This is a genomic window from Sutcliffiella tianshenii, assembly GCF_016908565.1.
GTDB classification, from domain to species: domain Bacteria; phylum Bacillota; class Bacilli; order Bacillales; family Bacillaceae_I; genus Sutcliffiella_A; species Sutcliffiella_A tianshenii.
On sequence record NZ_JAFBED010000003.1, the window covers coordinates 213709 to 231700 of the forward strand.

The following is a 17992-nucleotide window of genomic DNA, read 5'->3' on the forward strand; positions in this document are numbered from 1 at the left end:
TCGTCTTCGTTCCTGGGGAGGCTGCTTTCTGATTTTCTGTTATTCAGTTGGACGGATAAACTTGCTCAATACCTGCTCGACCGCTCCGAGATGCTCCAGGATTCTTTTTTGCGCCAGGACCTCATCCTGCTGTTCAATCGCTTCATAGATTTGTTCGTGATCATGGTACAATCTCTCGGATGTGACTTGCTTCCCGTATAGCCATAATCGCCTTGTTTCCCTCATCGTTTCCACCATGATGCCTGATACGCTATTCATCAGGCTGACCAGCAAAGGATTTTGCGAAGCTTCTGCGATTGCCAGGTGAAACGCGAAGTCCGCCTGTTCTCCGAGCTCCTCGTTCCCGAAAGCATCTTTCATTTCCTGCAGGGATTTTTTCATGTCAGCAAGATTGGATTCATTGCGCCGTTGTGCTGCAGCAGCCACCGCCCCCACTTCCAGGATCCTTCTGATCTCGAGAAGATGCGCCAAGTCGTCCTTCCTCATCAGGACTGCTGTGGAAACGGGAAGGGAAAGCATATCGGCATGGAACTCTTTTATAAATGTCCCTTCACCCTGGCGTATATCCAGAATCCCCATTGCACGCAAGGCGGATAGGGCTTCGCGGACCGCAGAACGGCTTACCTGGAAGCTTTCTGAAAGCTGCTCAACCGAGCTTAATCTGTCTCCAGGGTGAAATTCTCCTTGTTTAATCATTTGAAGCAGGCTGTCGGCCACTTCTTCGTATATCTTTTTCGGTTTTATCTTTTTGTATATCATCCTGCACCTCATGTCTTACTTCCATTAGTACTATTGTATCAATGATGCCCGGAAAAATAAAAGAATCTCTACGGATCGGATATAGAAAATTCGTAAGAATAGAAAAAATAGATTGAATATTGTTTGCGCTTACACTAACATATACGTATAATCATCAGATGACCAAATGATTAACAGACTTATCCTTTACTAACAAAAAATGAAAACGCTTTTAAAAAAGTCACTTTATCTGGAGGTACACGAATGGGCTTAGGAATCCTTTCACTTATCGCTATTTTACCGGTGATCACCATCATGCTGTTTCTCGTGATCCTGAACTGGCCAGCCAGCAGGGCCATGCCGGTCGCACTTATCGTCACTATTCTTTCCGCCATTTTCCTATGGGGCACAAAGGTGAATGTGGTGGCCGGAGCTGCTGTAAATGGTATTTTTACTGCACTGGATATTTTATTCATTGTATTTGGGGCCGTACTTTTGCTTAACACGGTAAAAGAAAGCGGTGCAATCAACACCATCAGGCAGGGCTTCATCAGCATCTCGCCAGACCGCCGCATTCAAGCCATCATCATCGCTTGGCTGTTCGGGGCATTTATAGAAGGTGCAGCCGGTTTTGGAACACCGGCAGCAATTGCCGCACCCCTGCTAGTTGCCATCGGATTCCCTGCACTTGCAGCTGTCATGGTTGCCCTGATTATCCAAAGTACCCCTGTTTCCTTTGGGGCAATCGGGACACCGATACAGGTTGGCGTAAACACAGGGCTTCGCGATCAGGCCGCTGTAACTAACGCTTTGCAAGGAACAGGAATGACCTTTGATCAGTATCTACTGCAAATCGCTGCTAATGTCGGATTCTTCCATATGATTATCGGAATGCTTATCCCATTATTCATGGTCGCGATGCTGACACGTTATTTTGGAAAAGAACGCTCTTTCCGTGAAGGTTTGAAGGTCTGGAAATTCGCTCTTTTTGCAGGGGCAGCTTTCACGATTCCGTATTACTTGATTGCGCTTCTTTTAGGGCCGGAATTCCCTTCCCTGATCGGTTCGTTGATTGGACTATTGATTGTCGTACCGGCAGCAAAAGCTGGATTCTTGATTCCTAAAGAAGGAGAGCATTTTGAATTTGAGGCAAAAAATCGTTGGGAGCCTGAATGGCTTGGAGCCCTCAACCATCAGACCTTGGAAGTTCAAAAGGATAAGAAAAGCATCAGCATCTGGATGGCCTGGCTTCCATATGTGCTTGTTGCGGGACTTTTGGTGTTAACAAGAACGGTAGATTGGTTGGGCACTCTATTGAAAGACCCTGCAGTGACCATCAAGCTCAAAAATGTCTTTGGCTCCGGCATCGATTCTGCCACGAGCCCTCTCTTCCTGCCAGGATTCATTTTTGTCACGATATCGGTTCTGACCTTTTTCCTTCACTCTATGAAAAAGGCAAACTATCAAAAAGCCTGGAAAGATTCATTTAAAACAGTCGTCGCTGCAGGTGCAGCACTCATCTTTGCCGTCCCGATGATCAAGATTTTCCTGTTGACTTCACTGAGTGCAGATAAAGTGGCAGCCGCCGCTGAAGAACTTGTCGGAAAAAACATGCCGCTTGTCCTCGCAGCTGGAATATCCAATATGGTGGGCGACTTCTGGCCGGTCATCGCACCAGTCATCGGGGCTCTTGGCGCATTTGTGGCTGGAAGCAACACCTTCAGCAATATGATGTTCTCCCTCTTCCAGTTCGGAACGGCAGAAAGTGTCGGTCTGGACGTCCATCAGGCCGGGATGGTAGTGGCACTTCAGGCAATCGGTGGTGCAGCCGGGAATATGATCTGTGTCCATAATGTCGTTGCCGCATCCGCTACCGTTGGGCTTGTCGGAAAAGAAGGCGCACTGATCCGCAGAGTCCTGTTCCCGCTAAGCTATTATCTTCTTGCCGGCGGAACCCTAGGCATGGCAATCATCAATGGTGGGCTGAATGTCTGGTTCATCATCTATGGGGTTGTTCTCATGAGTTTCATCTATTATATGGTAAGCTATAAAGGAAAAGGCTCTCTATCTGTCGAACGTAACATAGGAGCTTAATGAAGAAGAAAACGACTTTGGATGAAGCTTTTCCAAGGTTGTTTTCTTTCTTTTAAGCTCTTTTCCGTAAAGTTTGATGCTTAAGTCCGAAAAAATCGGCACTTGGATTTTTTATAGCATTTATCCAAGTAATATTCAAAATGGAATAATCAGTCACATGGGAAAAGAGCACGAATGAAAGTAATTTAACGTGTTTACGTTGAATACGTCATAAGTAACAATGTATGCGAAAACAGCATTCTTATACCAGGAGGATCCACATGCTGCGCACTTCACTTGCAAAAAAAATCATACGAGAAGTAAAGAGTTTTATAAAAGAAGACCTGATCATGGTCGATACATCAGGCACCATTATTGCAAGCACCGATCCTGCGAGAATCGGCAACTATCATGAGGGTGCTTTTATCGCTGCTTCCGAAAAGGAAATGAAAATAATCACCCAAGCGGACGAGAAGGTGCTCGAAGGCGTGAAGGCCGGGATCACTCTACCCCTTTTCCATCAGCAAAGGGTAGTTGGAGTGATCGGCATCACTGGAACGCCGGAGAAAGTATTGCCCTACGGAGAACTGATCAAGAAGATGACCGAGCTTCTCATCCAGGAAAACTACTACCAGGACCAGTTCGAATGGGAAGCAAGATCGCTTGAAACCTTTGTATTTGATTGGCTGCTAAAAGACGGGCCATCTTCCGCCCTCCAAAAGCGGGCAGAGGTCCTCGGGGTCAATATGGAGGTAAGCCGTCAGGTTGTGTTAATCGAATTTCAAGGCGACAGCACCCTCCTGCAGCCGAAGAGATGGAATTTCTCGGAACAGAATATCGGCCTTAATGAAGACGATATTCTGGTGCAGTGGGGACATAACCGGATGATTCTCTTATTGGAAAAACGGGAGAAAAACATCCTGCCTTTCTTGGAAAGATTGAGAAAAATATTGGAGAGGCTGGCTGTCACTTCAGTATTTATTGGTGCAGGGAAAGACAGCACCATGTCATCTGTAAAGGAGTCTTACCTGGAAGCAGAAAGAGCCTTGGGAGTTTGCAATTGCGACCTCCCCATCGTCCTGGAAGAGAACCTGCGGCTGGAAATGATCCTGCAATCCATCCCAAAGCCAATCAAGGAGGAATTCTCTGGACGCATCCTCAGTCAGGTGCTAGGAGAAAAAGAACTGATGGATACGATACATGTCTACCTGGAAAAGCATTCTTCCCTGAAAGAAACTGCAGCCGAACTGCATATTCATATCAACACGCTGCACTACAGGCTGAAAAAGTTCGAAACACTCACCAATTTAAACCTGAAGGAAGTCCGCGATGTGACTTCACTCTATCTATCCCTTCTTTTTTTGGATGAACATACAAAATAAAACGGATATAAACCCTTTCTCTTTAGATAAATACACATAGAGAAAGGGTTCTTTATTTTATATGATGGAAGAAAGAATTGACCCATGAGGAGGCTCGTTCCAATGATTTCAAAAAGCTTAAAAGATCAGTTCATTCAAATAGTCGGCGCGGACAATTACCGTGATAGCGCAGCGGAGAAACTCGTATACTCCTACGACGCCACCCCGAACTTCCAATCGATGCCGGATGCGGTGATCGTACCCCGCAATGCGGAGGAAGTCTCAATGATTGTGAAGCTATGCAATGAAAATCGCATTCCTTTAGTACCGCGCGGCTCCGGAACAAACCTGTGCGCAGGGACCTGTCCGACAGAGGGCGGGATTGTCCTACTTTTTACACACATGAATCAGATTCTGGAAATAGATGAAGAGAACCTGACCGTGACGGTGCAGCCTGGTGTGGTGACGCTGGATATGATTCATGCCGTGGAGGCTAAAGGCCTTTTCTATCCTCCTGACCCGAGCTCGATGAAAATCTCGACGATCGGTGGAAACATCAACGAAAACTCCGGTGGGCTTCGCGGCCTGAAGTATGGCGTCACACGGGATTATGTGCTTGCACTGGAGGCGGTCCTTCCGAACGGTGATATCATCCGGACCGGCGGGAAGCTGGCAAAGGATGTGGCAGGCTATGACCTGACCCGCCTTTTTGTAGGTTCAGAAGGTACTTTATGTGTCATAACGGAGGCAACCTTGAAGCTTGTGCCGATGCCGGAGACAAAAAAGACGATGCTTGCGTTGTATCAGGATATCGAGGCGGCGGCGAAGACCGTTTCGAAGATCATTTCAAATCAGATCATTCCGGCGACGCTCGAGTTCCTGGATCAGCCAACCTTGGAAGTGGTCGAGGATTTCGCTAAGATCGGCTTGCCTACCGATGTAAAAGCGGTGCTCCTGATCGAGCAGGATGGACCATTGGAAGTCGTGGAACGTGACATGAAAAAGATCCAGGGCATCTGTCTTCAGGAGCAGGCCGTTTCCGTTCAGGTGGCAGAGACGGAAATCGAAGCGGAAGCATTGCGGACTGCCCGCCGCTCCGCCCTCTCCGCCCTTGCACGCCTAAAGCCGACGACGATTTTAGAGGATGCCACGGTGCCACGCTCCGAAATCGCGAAAATGGTCAAGGCGATCAATGAAATCGCCGTGCGCCACAACGTCAAGATCTGTACGTTCGGCCATGCCGGAGACGGAAACCTCCATCCTACTGTGCCGACCGATGCACGGGATCACGAGGAAATGGAACGCGTCGAAGCAGCATTTGAAGAAATCTTTGCAGCTGCCATCGACCTTGGCGGAACGATTACCGGCGAACATGGCGTCGGCGTGATGAAGGCCCCCTACTTGGAGTGGAAGCTCGGGGCGGAAGGAATTGCGGCGATGAAGCTTGTCAAGCAGGCATTTGATCCGAATAACATCATGAATCCAGGCAAGGTATTTGCAAAAGAATCCCGCAAACGGGTGGTGATCTCCCGATGACGACCGCAAAAGAAAAGCAAGTTATTCAATCTGAATTCCAAAAACGAATGGATGAAGACGAACTTTTAAATTGCATGCGCTGTGGATTTTGCCTCCCATCCTGTCCCACCTATGTGGAATCAGGATTCAAGGAGTCCCACTCCCCTCGCGGAAGGATTGCGTTAATGAAGGGTGTCGTCGATGGGCTGATCGAGCCTGATGAGGATGTCGAACGCACACTGGACCTTTGCCTTGGCTGCCGCGCCTGTGAGCCTGTCTGTCCTTCCGGTGTGAAGTACGGGCACCTCCTCGAAGAAGCACGCGATATCATCAACCAGCACAAAAAGCATTCCCTACCTGTCAGGGTGCTGCGAAAGACCGTTTTCAACGGCCTCTTCCCCCACCAGGACCGGATGCGCATGATGACTGGGATGCTTGGCATCTATCAGCGTTCAGGGGTTCAAAAGGTAGTGCAGAATTCCGGGATGATGAAGCTTTTACCAGAGAGTATGGCAACGATGGAGAGAGTGCTTCCACAGGTTCCGAGCCTGAAGAAAATGAAGGACCGCCCCTCCTATCTGCCTTCGATTGCGGAGCAGAAGAAAAAGGTCGCCTTCTTTTCCGGCTGTCTGATGGATACGATGTTCCTCGACACCAACAATGCAACGATGAAACTCCTGCAGCATGCCGGCTGTGAAATCGTGATTCCGAAAAGCCAGGCCTGCTGCGGCGCACTTCATGGCCATAGCGGTGAAAAGGACGGCGCGAAGGAATTGGCAAAGCGCAATATTGCCGCCTTTGAAGAAATCGGGGTCGACTATATCATCACCAACGCGGGTGGGTGTGGGGCTTTTCTAGTCGACTATGACCATCTATTGAAGGATGACGCGGAATGGTACCCCCGCGCGGTGGCTTTTAAAGAAAAAATCAAGGATATGTCCGCGATTTTGGTAGAATTGGAGTTTCATAAGAAAATGAAATTACACGTTCGCCCTCAAAAGGTGACATATCAGGATTCCTGCCATTTGAAGAATGTACAGGGAACGTTCCTGCAACCACGGATGCTCCTTCAGGCTGTCGACGGTGCGGCGTTCATCGAGATGAAAGATGCCGACCGTTGCTGCGGATCCGCCGGTATCTACAACATCGTCGAATCGGAAATGTCGATGAAGATCCTTGACCACAAGATGGAAAAAGTCGAGGAAAGCCAGGCAACAACGATAGTGACAGCGAATCCCGGCTGTCTCCTGCAGATGAAACTCGGGATTGAGCGTGAGGGACTTTCAGGTTTGATGAGGGCCGTGCATATTGCAGACTTTTTGTTGGAGGCGGTAGAGGAAACTGATAAACTTTAGGTCTTTTTCAAGAGCTTGGGCATAGCCCAGGCTTTTCTTTTTGGAATAATGTCCCAAGTTTTATTTCGCCATTTTTATACTTCCCATTCTATAAAAATAGTAAAATGGCATCAGAAACGATTTCCGTCTACATTCGTACATAACAGTTGAAGCAATTTAAACACAGGAGGACAAAATGAAGCGAGAAAAAAGATATTTTCACACGTTGTTTCTTGTCATCAGCAGTACGCTGATCCTTTCGGCATGCAGTGACACGAACGCCAGCACCCCAAAAAAGGAAACACAGGCAGAACAGAAGGAAGAAAATATATACGAAAAGCTTGTAAAAGAAAAGAACAAAGAACTCGAGCTTGAGCCCTTGCAGCTGACCACCTACAGCGAGGAAGTCGGCGCTACCATGAAAGCCCCAGTGTATAAGGAGTTTTATGCGAACGGAAAAGTCGACATCGAAGGGAACATAAAGAAGCACTCTGAATTGAAATCGGACTTCGTCTGGATCAAGGTCCAATCGGATGAAGACGGCCCGACAGGCAACAAAATGGAATACTACACCCCCATCAAGGACGGAAAGTTCAAGCAGTCCCTTCCCTTCTTTAACGGCGAGGGGGAATACCGGGTTACCGTCCAGCTTCCAAGCACCGATCAGGAAAACTACTATTATGACATCGCGACTTTTACGGTGCATAATGTGAACCCTGATGCGGAATATCCGGTGGCCTATACGCCCTTTGCTTATGATGCAGAATTAGAGCTTGATAGTCAGGAAGGCTTTTTAAAAGGAAAGGAAGTGTTCCTTTTAGAGGGCAAGGCTGGTAATCTTGCAAACAATAGTGAGACTATAATGATCCGCCTGAACAAGGACACGGAATCCTGGACCCATGTGATTCCTGTGGAAGACGGTGCATTCTCTTATGATATTCCGCTCCTATATGGAAAGGGGATCCATAAACTAGAAGTCATGGTGCCTGATGCAGAGCGGGAGAATTACTATCAGACTGCCACCACCCTTTACATCGATAACGAGTCCGACCGCATGATGAGTCCCATCGACTTTTCCGATATATATCGTGATCGGGGCGTTACCCTGGATACGCCGCAATTTGGCGGAGATGAGACGGATGGAATCTACACCGTGAAAGGTAGCATCGATCCGAAAGCCGAATTTGGACCAGAAACCTCCCATATCTTTATCTCAAGCAAAAAGGATGGCGATGAAGCGCTCGATGTCATCCCAGTCGAGGACTTTCAATTTGATGGTTCCTTCCACCTGAGATTTGGTCCCGGAACCTATGAAGTTACACTAAGTGTCCCGGAAATCAAGGAGGAGAACAGCGACACGTTCCGCTACTGGGGATTTGCCAAGTTCGAAGTGACATCCACAGGGGAAGATAAGCGCGACCTCCTCCCTTCCCGCGGTGTGCAATCCGATGCACCAGAAATCATAAGTCTTGCCCAGGAATTGACTGAGGGAAAAACCACACAGCGCGATCAAGGAAAGGCGATTTATGATTATGTCGCCAAGAATGTCACTTATGATGTGGACAAATTCAATAATGATCTTTTTGAATGGGATGACAGTGCCCTGAAAACCCTTGATAAGAAGACAGGCGTATGTCAGGATTATGCCTACCTCACCATCGCCCTCCTTCGTGCTTCCGGCATCGAAGCAAGATACGTCGAGGGGATGGCAGGAAGTCCATGGCCTGGCCGGCATGCCTGGGTCGAAGCCAACCTCGACGGCCAGTGGATCACCATGGATCCTACATGGGGAGCAGGGTATGTTGATAACGACGACAAGTTCGTCGCTGCTTTCAAAGAAGAATACTTCGATCCTAAGCCTGCGGAGTTTAAGAAAACGCATAGCCGGACAGGAGTCAAATATTGATTTTTGAATAGGGGATTGCCCTCAAAAACGCCATATAATGTGTGTTTTTGGGGGTATTTTCTGTTTTTTTCCTACTAAAACATCATTTTGTCCATGTGACAAAAACCTACCTCTTCCTTATAATCTTGAATTACTTCACCTCTAAAAAATTCAAGAGAAAGTTGGTTGATCATTTCATGCTAAACACACTTATTTGTCCCTGTGGCAGCGGAAAAACATTTATATCCTGTTGTCAAAACTCTTCTCATGTCCGAGTCTTCACTGCCCCCTTTTCCAATGAAAAAGAGCGACAGGATTTCATGGAAAACGTGGAAATCGCCTCAAAATTTAAAATGCCGATGCGCGGGCACCTCCTCTTTTATGGGAAGGATCTTGTTTCATATGTCAAGAATTCCTCATCAGTAAGTGACGACACCTATAAATTCCTTCAGCCTTTCTCTCTTTTTCTATACCAAAAGAACGATCAAGGAAAATTAAATTCCTGGAAGGATTGTACATTCAGCTTCTGGGATGAATTGATCTCTACCTATTTCATCCATTACATCCGCTTAACGCCACAAAAAAATGAGGTAGAGATTTTATGTAATGAGCTGAAAAAGTTTGCTGGCTGGCTGAAAAAACAACATAAAGGTTCTTTTCTTAAAAAGATCCAGTCACGCATCCATGCCTATGAATCGGAACTGAAGCTATGTGAAGAAGTGATTAATTCCCTTTATGAAAGCCACTGGGGGGATTTTCATGATAAGGACTGGGACTACAAACGCTCTTTTTTTGAATCAGAAAACCGTCTGAACAGCTATCCCGTTACCGAAGATGGCTTGTTTGAAGTCACCGGTGTTATGGGGAAATATACGGTTGCCAAGTGCTGTGAAACGGAAAAATACTATTACTTCAAAGGTCTTCCCGTAAAGCTCATTCAACCAAACCTCCTCCTATCGGGCACCATAGGGAAACACTACAGCCAGGACACTTGGGATTGGATTTTCACTTCATCTGTATACCCGAATGAGTCTAAATCGTACCTGCTTTCCTCTGAGACAGACCTTTACACTAGCACACTCGTTTAATGCCTTTGGAAGGGGGATGTCTCATGCTGATAAAGCAGCGAAGTGAACCACTCGAATTAACCATCTTAAAAACATTGAATGCCCGTTCGCTCTTGAATGCCACCGATTCCGTCCATTTCCACAATCTTGATAAAGGCTATCGCGGAGAAATCATGTTTGATGAATACATGAAGGAAGTCTCAAATGAAAACAATCTGATCCTCAACGACCTACTCTTGGAATATAAAAATACAATCTTTCAAATAGACTCCTTGTTTCAATTCTCTAACAGCCTCCACCTTTTCGAAGTAAAAAACTTTGAAGGCGATTTTATCATCGATGACGAGAAATGGTATTCAATCGGAATCATGCGAAAAGAAATTAAAAATCCCTTACTACAATTAAAAAGAACCGAATCCTTATTGCGACAACTGCTTCAAGAACTCGGGTCCCCCTTCCCCATAGAAGCCCACCTAGTCTTTATAAACCCGAATTTCCATCTATATAAGGCACCAGCCGATCAACCTATCATTTACCCATCACAGCTGAGTCGGTTTAGGGAAAAATTGAAAAGCAGATCTGCGGTTCTGAAGGCTTCAAATAGGAAACTGGCCAAACAGCTGCTCTCTTTGCATATGGAGGATAATCCGTATGCCCGCGTTCCGAAGTATCGGTATGATGGGTTGGAGAAAGGGATTGTTTGTCCGGGTTGTCAGGGGTTTTATGGTGCTGGTTCATTTAAAATGCCACATTTGATTTGTAATGGATGTGGTATGGTGGAGCCTTATGAAACTGCGGTATTGCGGAGTGTCGCGGAGATTCGAATGCTTTTTCCTGGGGTGAAGATCACTACAAATTTGGTGTTTGAGTGGTGTGGGGTGTTTAAAAGTAAAAAAACAATTTGGAAGATACTTGCCAAGAATTTTAAGCGGGTAAACCAAGGGAAAGTTTCCTACTATATTGATTCAAATTAACCCATCACGGGATGAGAGTTTAAGAGAGGGACATACTGCTGTTGTGATTGAAGACATTTACTCCCTTTTCTCTGGGGAGTGAGGGTATCATTACGATTTTTTGATTACCTCTACTCCTCCTTTTTGGGTGAGTGAGGGTATCATTACGACCCTTTGATTCCCTCTCCTCCTTCTTTTTGGGTGGGTGAGGGTATCATTCCACCCTTTTGATTCCCTCGCCTCCTTCTTTTTGGGTGTGTGAGGGTATCATTACCGCTTTTTGATTCCCTCGCCTCCTTCTTTTTAGGTGTATGAGGGTATCATTCCACCCTTTTGATTCCCTACCTTCCTTCTTTTCAAGTGAGTGAGGGTATCATTCCACCTTTTTGATTCCCTCACTCACTCCATTAGTTGTGGGTAAGGCTATCATCCCACCCCTGCCCCTCCCACACTCCCCCAAAAAGTTTAACAACCTACCCCACAGGGAAAACTACACTATCACAAGGAGGTCCATCATGAAAAAAACAATCATCATTGCCACCGCCTTGGCAGTAGTCATCCTGATTGCTGTCGGTGTTTTAAATTTAACCCAACAAAACAAAGCCTTATCTGTTCCAAATGAATCGGAGAAAATGGTCTCGCTTGGAGATTCCCTCACCCATGGGGTCGGGGATGAATCAGGCGAGGGCTTTGTAGAAAACCTGGAAAAGCAGCTGAAGGAAGAAAAGAATGCCATTATCACTGTAGAAAATCACGGGATCCCCGACCAGCAGACGGACGGGCTCTTGCAGCAGGTAAAGAAATCAAAAGTAAGAAGTGATTTGCAGGATGCAGATTATGTCACTTTATTTATAGGAACCAACGACCTGATAGAGAGTAACGGTGGCGACCTGAAGGAAATCAATGAAGAGAAGATTGCAAAGGGTCAGGCCGATTATGAGCGAAACCTAAGAGAAATCCTGGATATCATCCGCAATGAGAATAAGGATGTACCTATACTGTTCCTCGGACTTTATAATCCTTATCCGGATTCGCAGAGAATAGAGGAAGAAATCGTCGAATGGAACGAGAAAAGCCAAACAATTGTGGATGACTATGAGAAAGTAAAATTCATTTCCACGAACGATCTTTTCAAAAAGAAATCAACCGATTATTTCAGTGATTCCCTTCATCCAAATGAAAAGGGATATGACCTCATAACAAAGAAAATATTAGATGAATACGATTTTTAAGCAGGGACCGCATTTCCATTTAGGAGATGTGGTTTTTTTGTTCCCATCAGCCCACCTCTCGAATACCCTAAATACAACGCCACTAAGAAAAGAGGAATACCATGATTCAACTATCAGGAAAGCCATTTGACCAAACCGACCTGTGGCCACCCGGAAGCATGGATGCAACAATTGTCCAATCCTTGATGGATGACCCGGAAACCCATTCCTATGATTCAATGGAAGAACTGCAATTTGAGCTTACGTTCAGGAAGAATATCATTTCGAGTGCGGAGCTGATGAGTCAGGGAGAGGCCCGGTTTGAGACCTTCGCCGGATCAGTTGGGAACCCGGATTATTGGGGGATGACCACTAGGGGTGCCTTCCAGTTGAGAGATGATGCGGAGCCGGCTGCAGCCATTCAAGATATTTTTAAGAATAGTTCCCTATATGCGTATGAATGTGCCACTGCAATGATAATGATCTATTATCACGCGGCACTGATGACTATCGGTGAAAAGCTGTTTAATCAGTTATTCGAAAATCTCTACCTATACAGCTGGCACACTGACGTCGACCTTGGCGTCCAATCCCTTCTGACCAAGCACCTTATCCCTGGGGATGTTGCTTATTTTAATAATCCCGACTATCATCCGGAGACTCCTTGGTGGAGAGGGGAAAATGCCATTGTGATGGGGGATGGGATGTATTTTGGACACGGAATCGGGATTAAGACCGCACAAGAAATCACTGACTTTTTAAACAGCGTGAGGCAGCCGGACAGTACTACCCCTGCGGCTTTGATCAATCTTGTGGCAAGACCGTCCATTAAACATCTGTACGAACTTTCGAAGCTGCCACGAGGTTTCAACCGGGGCTATAAGGCTCAACATTTCATCATTCACCATAATAAGACGTCCATTTCGTTTTATCGATATCTGTGTTATTTGTATAAACCTTATTACAGGTAAAAAAAGGATCGATTTCCTCCATCAAAAAGGGAAATCGATCCAACAATCATTTTTACATCGTCAACTTCCCAAGCACCACAGGCTTCCTCGCCCCGGTCGCTGATGGCAAATTGTTCGGCACTCCAAATAGCGTCTCGTTCGCAAGCAGGGCAAATGCCACCGCTTCCTTCGAATCACTGGAAAACCCGTAATCCTCCTGTGTCTTCACCTCAAAAGAACCCAACTCACGCAAATATCCAAGAAGAGTCTCATTATAAGCCCCTCCGCCGCTGACAATCAGCGTATCAACAGGACCGCCTAAGAATCGACTGTACTGATCCACAATCGTCAACGCAGTGAACTTAGTCACCGTCGCCATGATATCCGCATCAGGTAGTCCCTTCAACTGCAACCGCCCGACAAGTTCACGTGTATACGCAACGCCAAACAGCTCACGTCCCGTACTTTTCGGAGTCGACATACTGAAGTACGGATTCGCAAGTAATTCGCGCAACACTTCTTCATCCGCACTTCCCTTTGAAGCCACCCGGCCTCCATCATCATAATGGGCCTGGCCCTTCGTCAGGATCGAAATCGCTTCGTCCATGATCATATTCCCGGGCCCTGTATCAAAAGCGACCACCTCACTAGGGCTGCATCCCGCAGGCAAATATGTGACATTTCCGATGCCGCCGATATTCTGCAGGGCGATGCTCTCGAATTCTGACCTGAAAAGCAGATAGTCCACATAAGGAACGAGCGGTGCACCGCCTCCGCCTGCAGCCATATCACGCACACGGAAATCCGAAACTACCGGGCAGCCAAACATTTCGGCCATAACGGAGGCCTCCCCGAGCTGCAAGGTTGAACGCACCAAGCCAGGCTCCGCCACAGGAATGTGATATAAAGTCTGGCCGTGAGATCCGATAAAATCAATATCCGCAAGCCGGAAACCATGTTTTTTCACAACTGATTCTGCCGCTTTGCAGAACATCTCCCCAAGCTCAAAATTAAGGCTGCACAAGGCGTCCACCGAGCTTGCCCCGGGGTCGAACTGCCGGAAGATACGCTCGCGCAATTCCCCAGGTATCTCAATATTTTCAAACGCCAGCTCACGATAAGACATCGTTTCCCCGGCACCTTTTACCGACACAATCGCAACATCCACACCGTCGACCGAGGTACCGGACATCAGGCCGATCCCGATTCTTTCCTCTTTTTCAGCAAGCTTCTGTAAAAGCTGGATCATCCGTTGTTCACCTTGGCATCGAGCAGAGTGATAGGCAGTTTGCCGGTCGCCTCAATCCGACCTAGCAGCACCTTGCTTGCAGATTCCAATGCAAGCGCGCGACTTTCATAAGTGACAAGATACGTCGCCACCTCAGGGAATTTTCCGATATCGTAAGGACTGCGCATGGCCACAACGCCAACCTGATCGCCAAGGGATGCAACAAGCTTTCGAACCAAGTCCGCCTGTGAAGGGTTCGCAACTGCCTGATATGTCGCAACCAACACTTTATCAAAACTCCCAGCCTGCATAAGAATCCGGGCGATTTCTTCTTCAGTAGGTGCCACCGTCACGGACACTTCCTTAGCATATGGCAAAGCCGCCTTCAAATACGTTCCGACCGTCACCTTTGTAGCCAACGTCTCATCTACCTCTGTCGCCACATTCGGATCGACCGCTATCACCAACACTTTTTCAGAAGCACTCAAAGGCAAAAACGTCCCGCTATCCTTTACAAGCGTCATGCTCTTTTCGCTCACACTACGGGCAACCGCCAAGTCCTCATCCTGCCCGACAAGCGCCGCTGTCTCTTCCCAAGTAGCCACTGATTCCGCAAGCTTCCTCTTTTCTTTCAGCTTCAACACCCGCACCACTGAACGATCCACCTGCTCCAGTGTCAACCGGCCGCTTTCCACAGCCTTTTTCACAGCCTCGATCGCTTTGTACTGGCGCTCGAATGTATGGCTGATCAACACAATATCAATGCCCGCTTCAATCGCCATGACTGATGCTTCTTCGATTCCGTAATACTCGATGATCGCGTTCATTTCCATGCAGTCGGTCATCGCCACACCTTCATAGCCAAGCTTTTCACGCAGCAACCCGCTTACGATGCGCTTGGATAGAGTAGAAGGAACATTATCGGGTTCAATGGATTTGAAGTTGATATGTGCAACCATCACGCCATCCACGTCATGAGCAAATGTTTCCTTGAAAGGGACTAGCTCCAGGCTTTCCAATCTATCGAGGTCATGTGCAATCACTGGCAGGTCCAAGTGGGAATCGACATTGGTATCACCATGCCCCGGGAAGTGCTTGCTTACCGCTGACACATGCTCAGCCTGCAGCCCTTTTACCGCTTCCACCCCATACTGTGCAACCACGCGGGGGTCCTCGCCATAAGACCTGACGCCGATCACTGGATTCAACGGATTGTTGTTCACGTCCACACAAGGTGCAAAGTTCATGTTCACTCCAAGTGCACGCAGCTCTTTCCCGACAATTTCACTCAACCTGTATGCTGCATCTTTATCGCCTGCTGCGCCCATTGCCATATTGCCGGGGCTTAATGTTACACCCTCGGTAATGCGCGCAACCATGCCGCCCTCTTGATCAATCGAAATGAACAAGGGCAGCTTGCCTGCGTCCACAGCCACCTTCTGCAGATCACGGGATAGCTCATATACCTGCTTTGTGTTCTTCACATTGCGGGTAAAATAAATCACTCCGCCTATATGGTAGTCGCGGATCAGCTTCGTAATATTTTCACTTGGCTCTGTCCCTTGGAAACCTGCCATGAACAGCTGGCCTACTTTTTCTTCAAGCGTCATATCATGAATCTTTTTCATACGCTTTTCTCCCCTTTTAAAAAAAGTCTATGAATAAAGCAAAATTGAATCTGTCCTTCTCTTCCAATCTTCCAAACCGGCTTGCCAGTCAACAGCAACCTCTCTAAAGGAAAGGCCCTGGTCAATCCCCTTTCTCACCTCATCCGTACCCCACAGAAGGTCGATGAAAGGATGCATGCCTTCCTTGAACGGCTCAAGCCACTGTGCCTCCCCGCTGTGAACGGCAAAAATGCTATGTAAAAGCTCATAACCAAGCCTTGCAACATCGAGCTCCTCTTTGTCCGTGATAACCAATTGCAACCCTCTGCATAAGTCTCCCTGGTGCTTGCTCATGTTCGGTGTGAAAAATGCCGGCACAAGCTCCATTCCAGGCAGCTCCTTACGGGAGAAATGCTCCATCACCTTTTCCTGCTTGAACCAGGGAGCCCCGATCCATTCAAATGGCTTCGTTGTTCCGCGGCCTTCTGATAGGTTCGTTCCTTCAATGAAGCAGCTGATAGGATAATAGAGTGTTGTGGTAAAATGCGGGATATTCGGTGATGGCGGGATCCACGGCTGCTGCCAATCCTCGCCCCACATCGAGCGGTTCCAGTTTCCCACTTCATATACATGAAGGTCTGCATCAGGATAATGTTCCTTCTGCAGCAATCGTGCGTATTCCCCAACAGTCAACCCTAGGCTCACCGGTAGCTCGTACGGTCCTACAAAAGAGGTGTAAGCTATGTCCAGCACATTCCCGGACACGAGCGGTGCAATCGGGTTCGGCCGATCCAGTACGACGAAGGAAGTCCCTGTCTCGACACATGCTTCCATCACATTTTTTACGGTTGCAAGGAACGTATAAAAACGCACCCCGACATCCTGAATATCAAAAAAAATGGCATCTACATCCTCGAGCAATTCTGTAGATACCTTCTTGGTTGGTCCATATAAGCTGTACACGGGAAGCAAGGTTTTTGGGTCAGTGGTATCCTCCACATGGACGCCTGCCTGGACGTCCCCCCTGATTCCGTGTTCACAGGCGAAAAGCTTTGTCAGTCTGATAGAATCTGCTTCATTAAGTGCATCGATCGTGGATTGGAAGCTTGAGGTCATTCCAGTCTGATTGGTTACGAGGGCAATGTTCTTGCCAGCCCAGGCTTCCAAGCCGTTTTGCAAAAAGCGATCAATGCCATATGTCACCTTTTTCAAAAGATCCCTCCTCCATTTAGGCACTAACTGGGTTCCAATCTGTATCCTCTTCTTCCGTTGCGATGACATTGCTTGTGACAATATTGCAGAAGAGCGTGGACAGACTTGGAAACAGGAAAAACAATCCTACTACGGATAGTAGCAATAGACAGAAAATCGATGTGATCTGCAGGAATGATAGTATCGTATACAGCGGATTTTTCACGAGCAGCTTGACGCTGGTGAAGATGCTGTCCTTTAAGGAGTACTGGAATTTCACCAATAATGGGATCGTGTAGATCTGGCTCAGGAAAATCATCCCGCAAAAGTAAGACTGGAAACATGCCAGTGCGAATGCGAATGTTCCGCCGACTTGTGTGTAGTGCCACCATGATGCAGCGACAATCACGACAAAGAAGGATAGGAACAGGCTGTAGCCTACGCTTGCCAGGAAGTATTTTTTCATGCCTGTGAAAAACATGACGATCACGGATTGGCTTTTATCGAGTAGAAGCTGCTGGACAGCCCATGCCGCCCCCACGAAAATCGGTCCGCTTACGAGCATTACGTAAAAAATAGAGTATGGCAATTGGATGAGAAAGAAGGACGGACTTAGCACCGTTACGACCAAAAAGCTGATGAATACCATCGCTACTATGTGTTTGTAGTACTCTCTTCCTGTTACGCGTAAAATATGTGTCAATCCATCCATCTGCATTCTCTCCTTTAGATTATCTCTTTGAGGCACCGCTGTTGATTTCCGTGCAAGTCTTCGCTTTCCGCGGGCGGGTGGGGAGCCTCCTCGGCTTACGCCTGTGGGGTCTCCCCGACTCCGCTTTTCCCGCAGGAGTCTTCGACTTGCGCTCCAATCACCAGCTA

The 17992-nt window shown here is 47.3% G+C and carries 14 protein-coding genes; 9 read left to right on the forward strand and 5 right to left on the reverse strand.

The window, feature by feature from the left end; all coding sequences use genetic code 11:
• Positions 1-39: 39 nt before the first annotated feature.
• Positions 40-759 carry a FadR/GntR family transcriptional regulator gene (locus tag JOC95_RS08055; protein ID WP_204415047.1) on the reverse strand — a complete coding sequence of 240 codons (720 nt, stop codon included), beginning with the start codon at positions 757-759 and terminating at the stop codon, positions 40-42.
• Positions 760-1002: 243 nt separating this feature from the next.
• Here JOC95_RS08055 and JOC95_RS08060 point away from each other — a divergent pair, with 243 nt between their 5' ends.
• The 9 genes from JOC95_RS08060 (at position 1003) to JOC95_RS08100 (ending at position 13108) form a co-directional block, all read left to right on the forward strand.
• The gene (locus tag JOC95_RS08060; protein WP_204415048.1) at positions 1003-2832 is read left to right on the forward strand and encodes an L-lactate permease; all 1830 of its coding nucleotides are present in this window, start codon (positions 1003-1005) and stop codon (positions 2830-2832) included.
• A gap of 260 nt (positions 2833-3092) precedes the next feature.
• Entirely contained in the window at positions 3093-4193 is a 1101-nt protein-coding gene (locus JOC95_RS08065) for a CdaR family transcriptional regulator (RefSeq protein ID WP_204415049.1), read from the forward strand.
• Between the two features lie 102 nt (positions 4194-4295).
• A complete protein-coding gene (gene glcD, locus JOC95_RS08070; protein ID WP_204415050.1) occupies positions 4296-5708 on the forward strand; it encodes a glycolate oxidase subunit GlcD in 1413 nt (470 codons plus the stop codon).
• Complete coding sequence (locus JOC95_RS08075) at positions 5705-7042, forward strand: (Fe-S)-binding protein (protein ID WP_204415051.1); 1338 nt, start codon at positions 5705-5707, stop codon at positions 7040-7042. Before glcD ends, JOC95_RS08075 begins: the two co-directional genes overlap by 4 nt.
• Before the next feature lie 175 nt (positions 7043-7217).
• Entirely contained in the window at positions 7218-8927 is a 1710-nt protein-coding gene (locus tag JOC95_RS08080) for a transglutaminase-like domain-containing protein (protein WP_204415052.1), read from the forward strand.
• 299 nt (positions 8928-9226) lie between these two features.
• Positions 9227-9994, forward strand: coding sequence for a hypothetical protein (locus JOC95_RS08085; protein ID WP_204415054.1), 768 nt, complete (start codon positions 9227-9229; stop codon positions 9992-9994).
• Positions 9995-10017: 23 nt separating this feature from the next.
• Positions 10018-10947, forward strand: a complete 930-nt coding sequence (locus JOC95_RS08090; RefSeq protein ID WP_204415055.1) for a nuclease-related domain-containing protein — start codon at positions 10018-10020, stop codon at positions 10945-10947.
• A gap of 494 nt (positions 10948-11441) precedes the next feature.
• Positions 11442-12158: a DUF459 domain-containing protein gene (locus tag JOC95_RS08095; RefSeq protein ID WP_204415056.1), complete on the forward strand. Its 717-nt coding sequence runs from the start codon at positions 11442-11444 to the stop codon at positions 12156-12158.
• A gap of 101 nt (positions 12159-12259) precedes the next feature.
• A complete protein-coding gene (locus JOC95_RS08100; protein WP_204415057.1) occupies positions 12260-13108 on the forward strand; it encodes a protein-glutamine gamma-glutamyltransferase in 849 nt (282 codons plus the stop codon).
• Positions 13109-13160: 52 nt separating this feature from the next.
• Here the strand turns inward: JOC95_RS08100 and JOC95_RS08105 are convergent, their stop codons facing one another.
• The 4 genes from JOC95_RS08105 to JOC95_RS08120 are packed head-to-tail and all read right to left on the reverse strand — an operon-like array spanning position 13161 to position 17825.
• The gene (locus JOC95_RS08105; protein WP_204415058.1) at positions 13161-14336 is read right to left on the reverse strand and encodes an anhydro-N-acetylmuramic acid kinase; all 1176 of its coding nucleotides are present in this window, start codon (positions 14334-14336) and stop codon (positions 13161-13163) included.
• Entirely contained in the window at positions 14333-15943 is a 1611-nt protein-coding gene (nagZ, locus tag JOC95_RS08110; protein ID WP_204415059.1) for a beta-N-acetylhexosaminidase, read from the reverse strand. Before nagZ ends, JOC95_RS08105 begins: the two co-directional genes overlap by 4 nt.
• A 27-nt stretch (positions 15944-15970) precedes the next feature.
• Positions 15971-17125, reverse strand: coding sequence for an exo-beta-N-acetylmuramidase NamZ family protein (locus JOC95_RS08115; protein WP_338083080.1), 1155 nt, complete (start codon positions 17123-17125; stop codon positions 15971-15973).
• A gap of 25 nt (positions 17126-17150) precedes the next feature.
• Positions 17151-17825: a YesL family protein gene (locus JOC95_RS08120; protein WP_204415061.1), complete on the reverse strand. Its 675-nt coding sequence runs from the start codon at positions 17823-17825 to the stop codon at positions 17151-17153.
• Positions 17826-17992: the final 167 nt, after the last annotated feature.

Coding starts and splice junctions, on each gene's coding strand:
- JOC95_RS08095 (WP_204415056.1), top strand. CDS start 11,442: ATGAAAAAAACAATCATCATTGCCACCGCCTTGGCAGTAGTCATCCTG.
- JOC95_RS08080 (WP_204415052.1), top strand. CDS start 7,218: ATGAAGCGAGAAAAAAGATATTTTCACACGTTGTTTCTTGTCATCAGC.
- JOC95_RS08075 (WP_204415051.1), top strand. CDS start 5,705: ATGACGACCGCAAAAGAAAAGCAAGTTATTCAATCTGAATTCCAAAAA.
- JOC95_RS08090 (WP_204415055.1), top strand. CDS start 10,018: ATGCTGATAAAGCAGCGAAGTGAACCACTCGAATTAACCATCTTAAAA.
- JOC95_RS08055 (WP_204415047.1), bottom strand. CDS start 759: ATGATATACAAAAAGATAAAACCGAAAAAGATATACGAAGAAGTGGCC.
- nagZ (WP_204415059.1), bottom strand. CDS start 15,943: ATGAAAAAGATTCATGATATGACGCTTGAAGAAAAAGTAGGCCAGCTG.
- JOC95_RS08085 (WP_204415054.1), top strand. CDS start 9,227: ATGGAAAACGTGGAAATCGCCTCAAAATTTAAAATGCCGATGCGCGGG.
- JOC95_RS08120 (WP_204415061.1), bottom strand. CDS start 17,825: ATGGATGGATTGACACATATTTTACGCGTAACAGGAAGAGAGTACTAC.
- JOC95_RS08100 (WP_204415057.1), top strand. CDS start 12,260: ATGATTCAACTATCAGGAAAGCCATTTGACCAAACCGACCTGTGGCCA.
- glcD (WP_204415050.1), top strand. CDS start 4,296: ATGATTTCAAAAAGCTTAAAAGATCAGTTCATTCAAATAGTCGGCGCG.
- JOC95_RS08105 (WP_204415058.1), bottom strand. CDS start 14,336: ATGATCCAGCTTTTACAGAAGCTTGCTGAAAAAGAGGAAAGAATCGGG.
- JOC95_RS08065 (WP_204415049.1), top strand. CDS start 3,093: ATGCTGCGCACTTCACTTGCAAAAAAAATCATACGAGAAGTAAAGAGT.
- JOC95_RS08060 (WP_204415048.1), top strand. CDS start 1,003: ATGGGCTTAGGAATCCTTTCACTTATCGCTATTTTACCGGTGATCACC.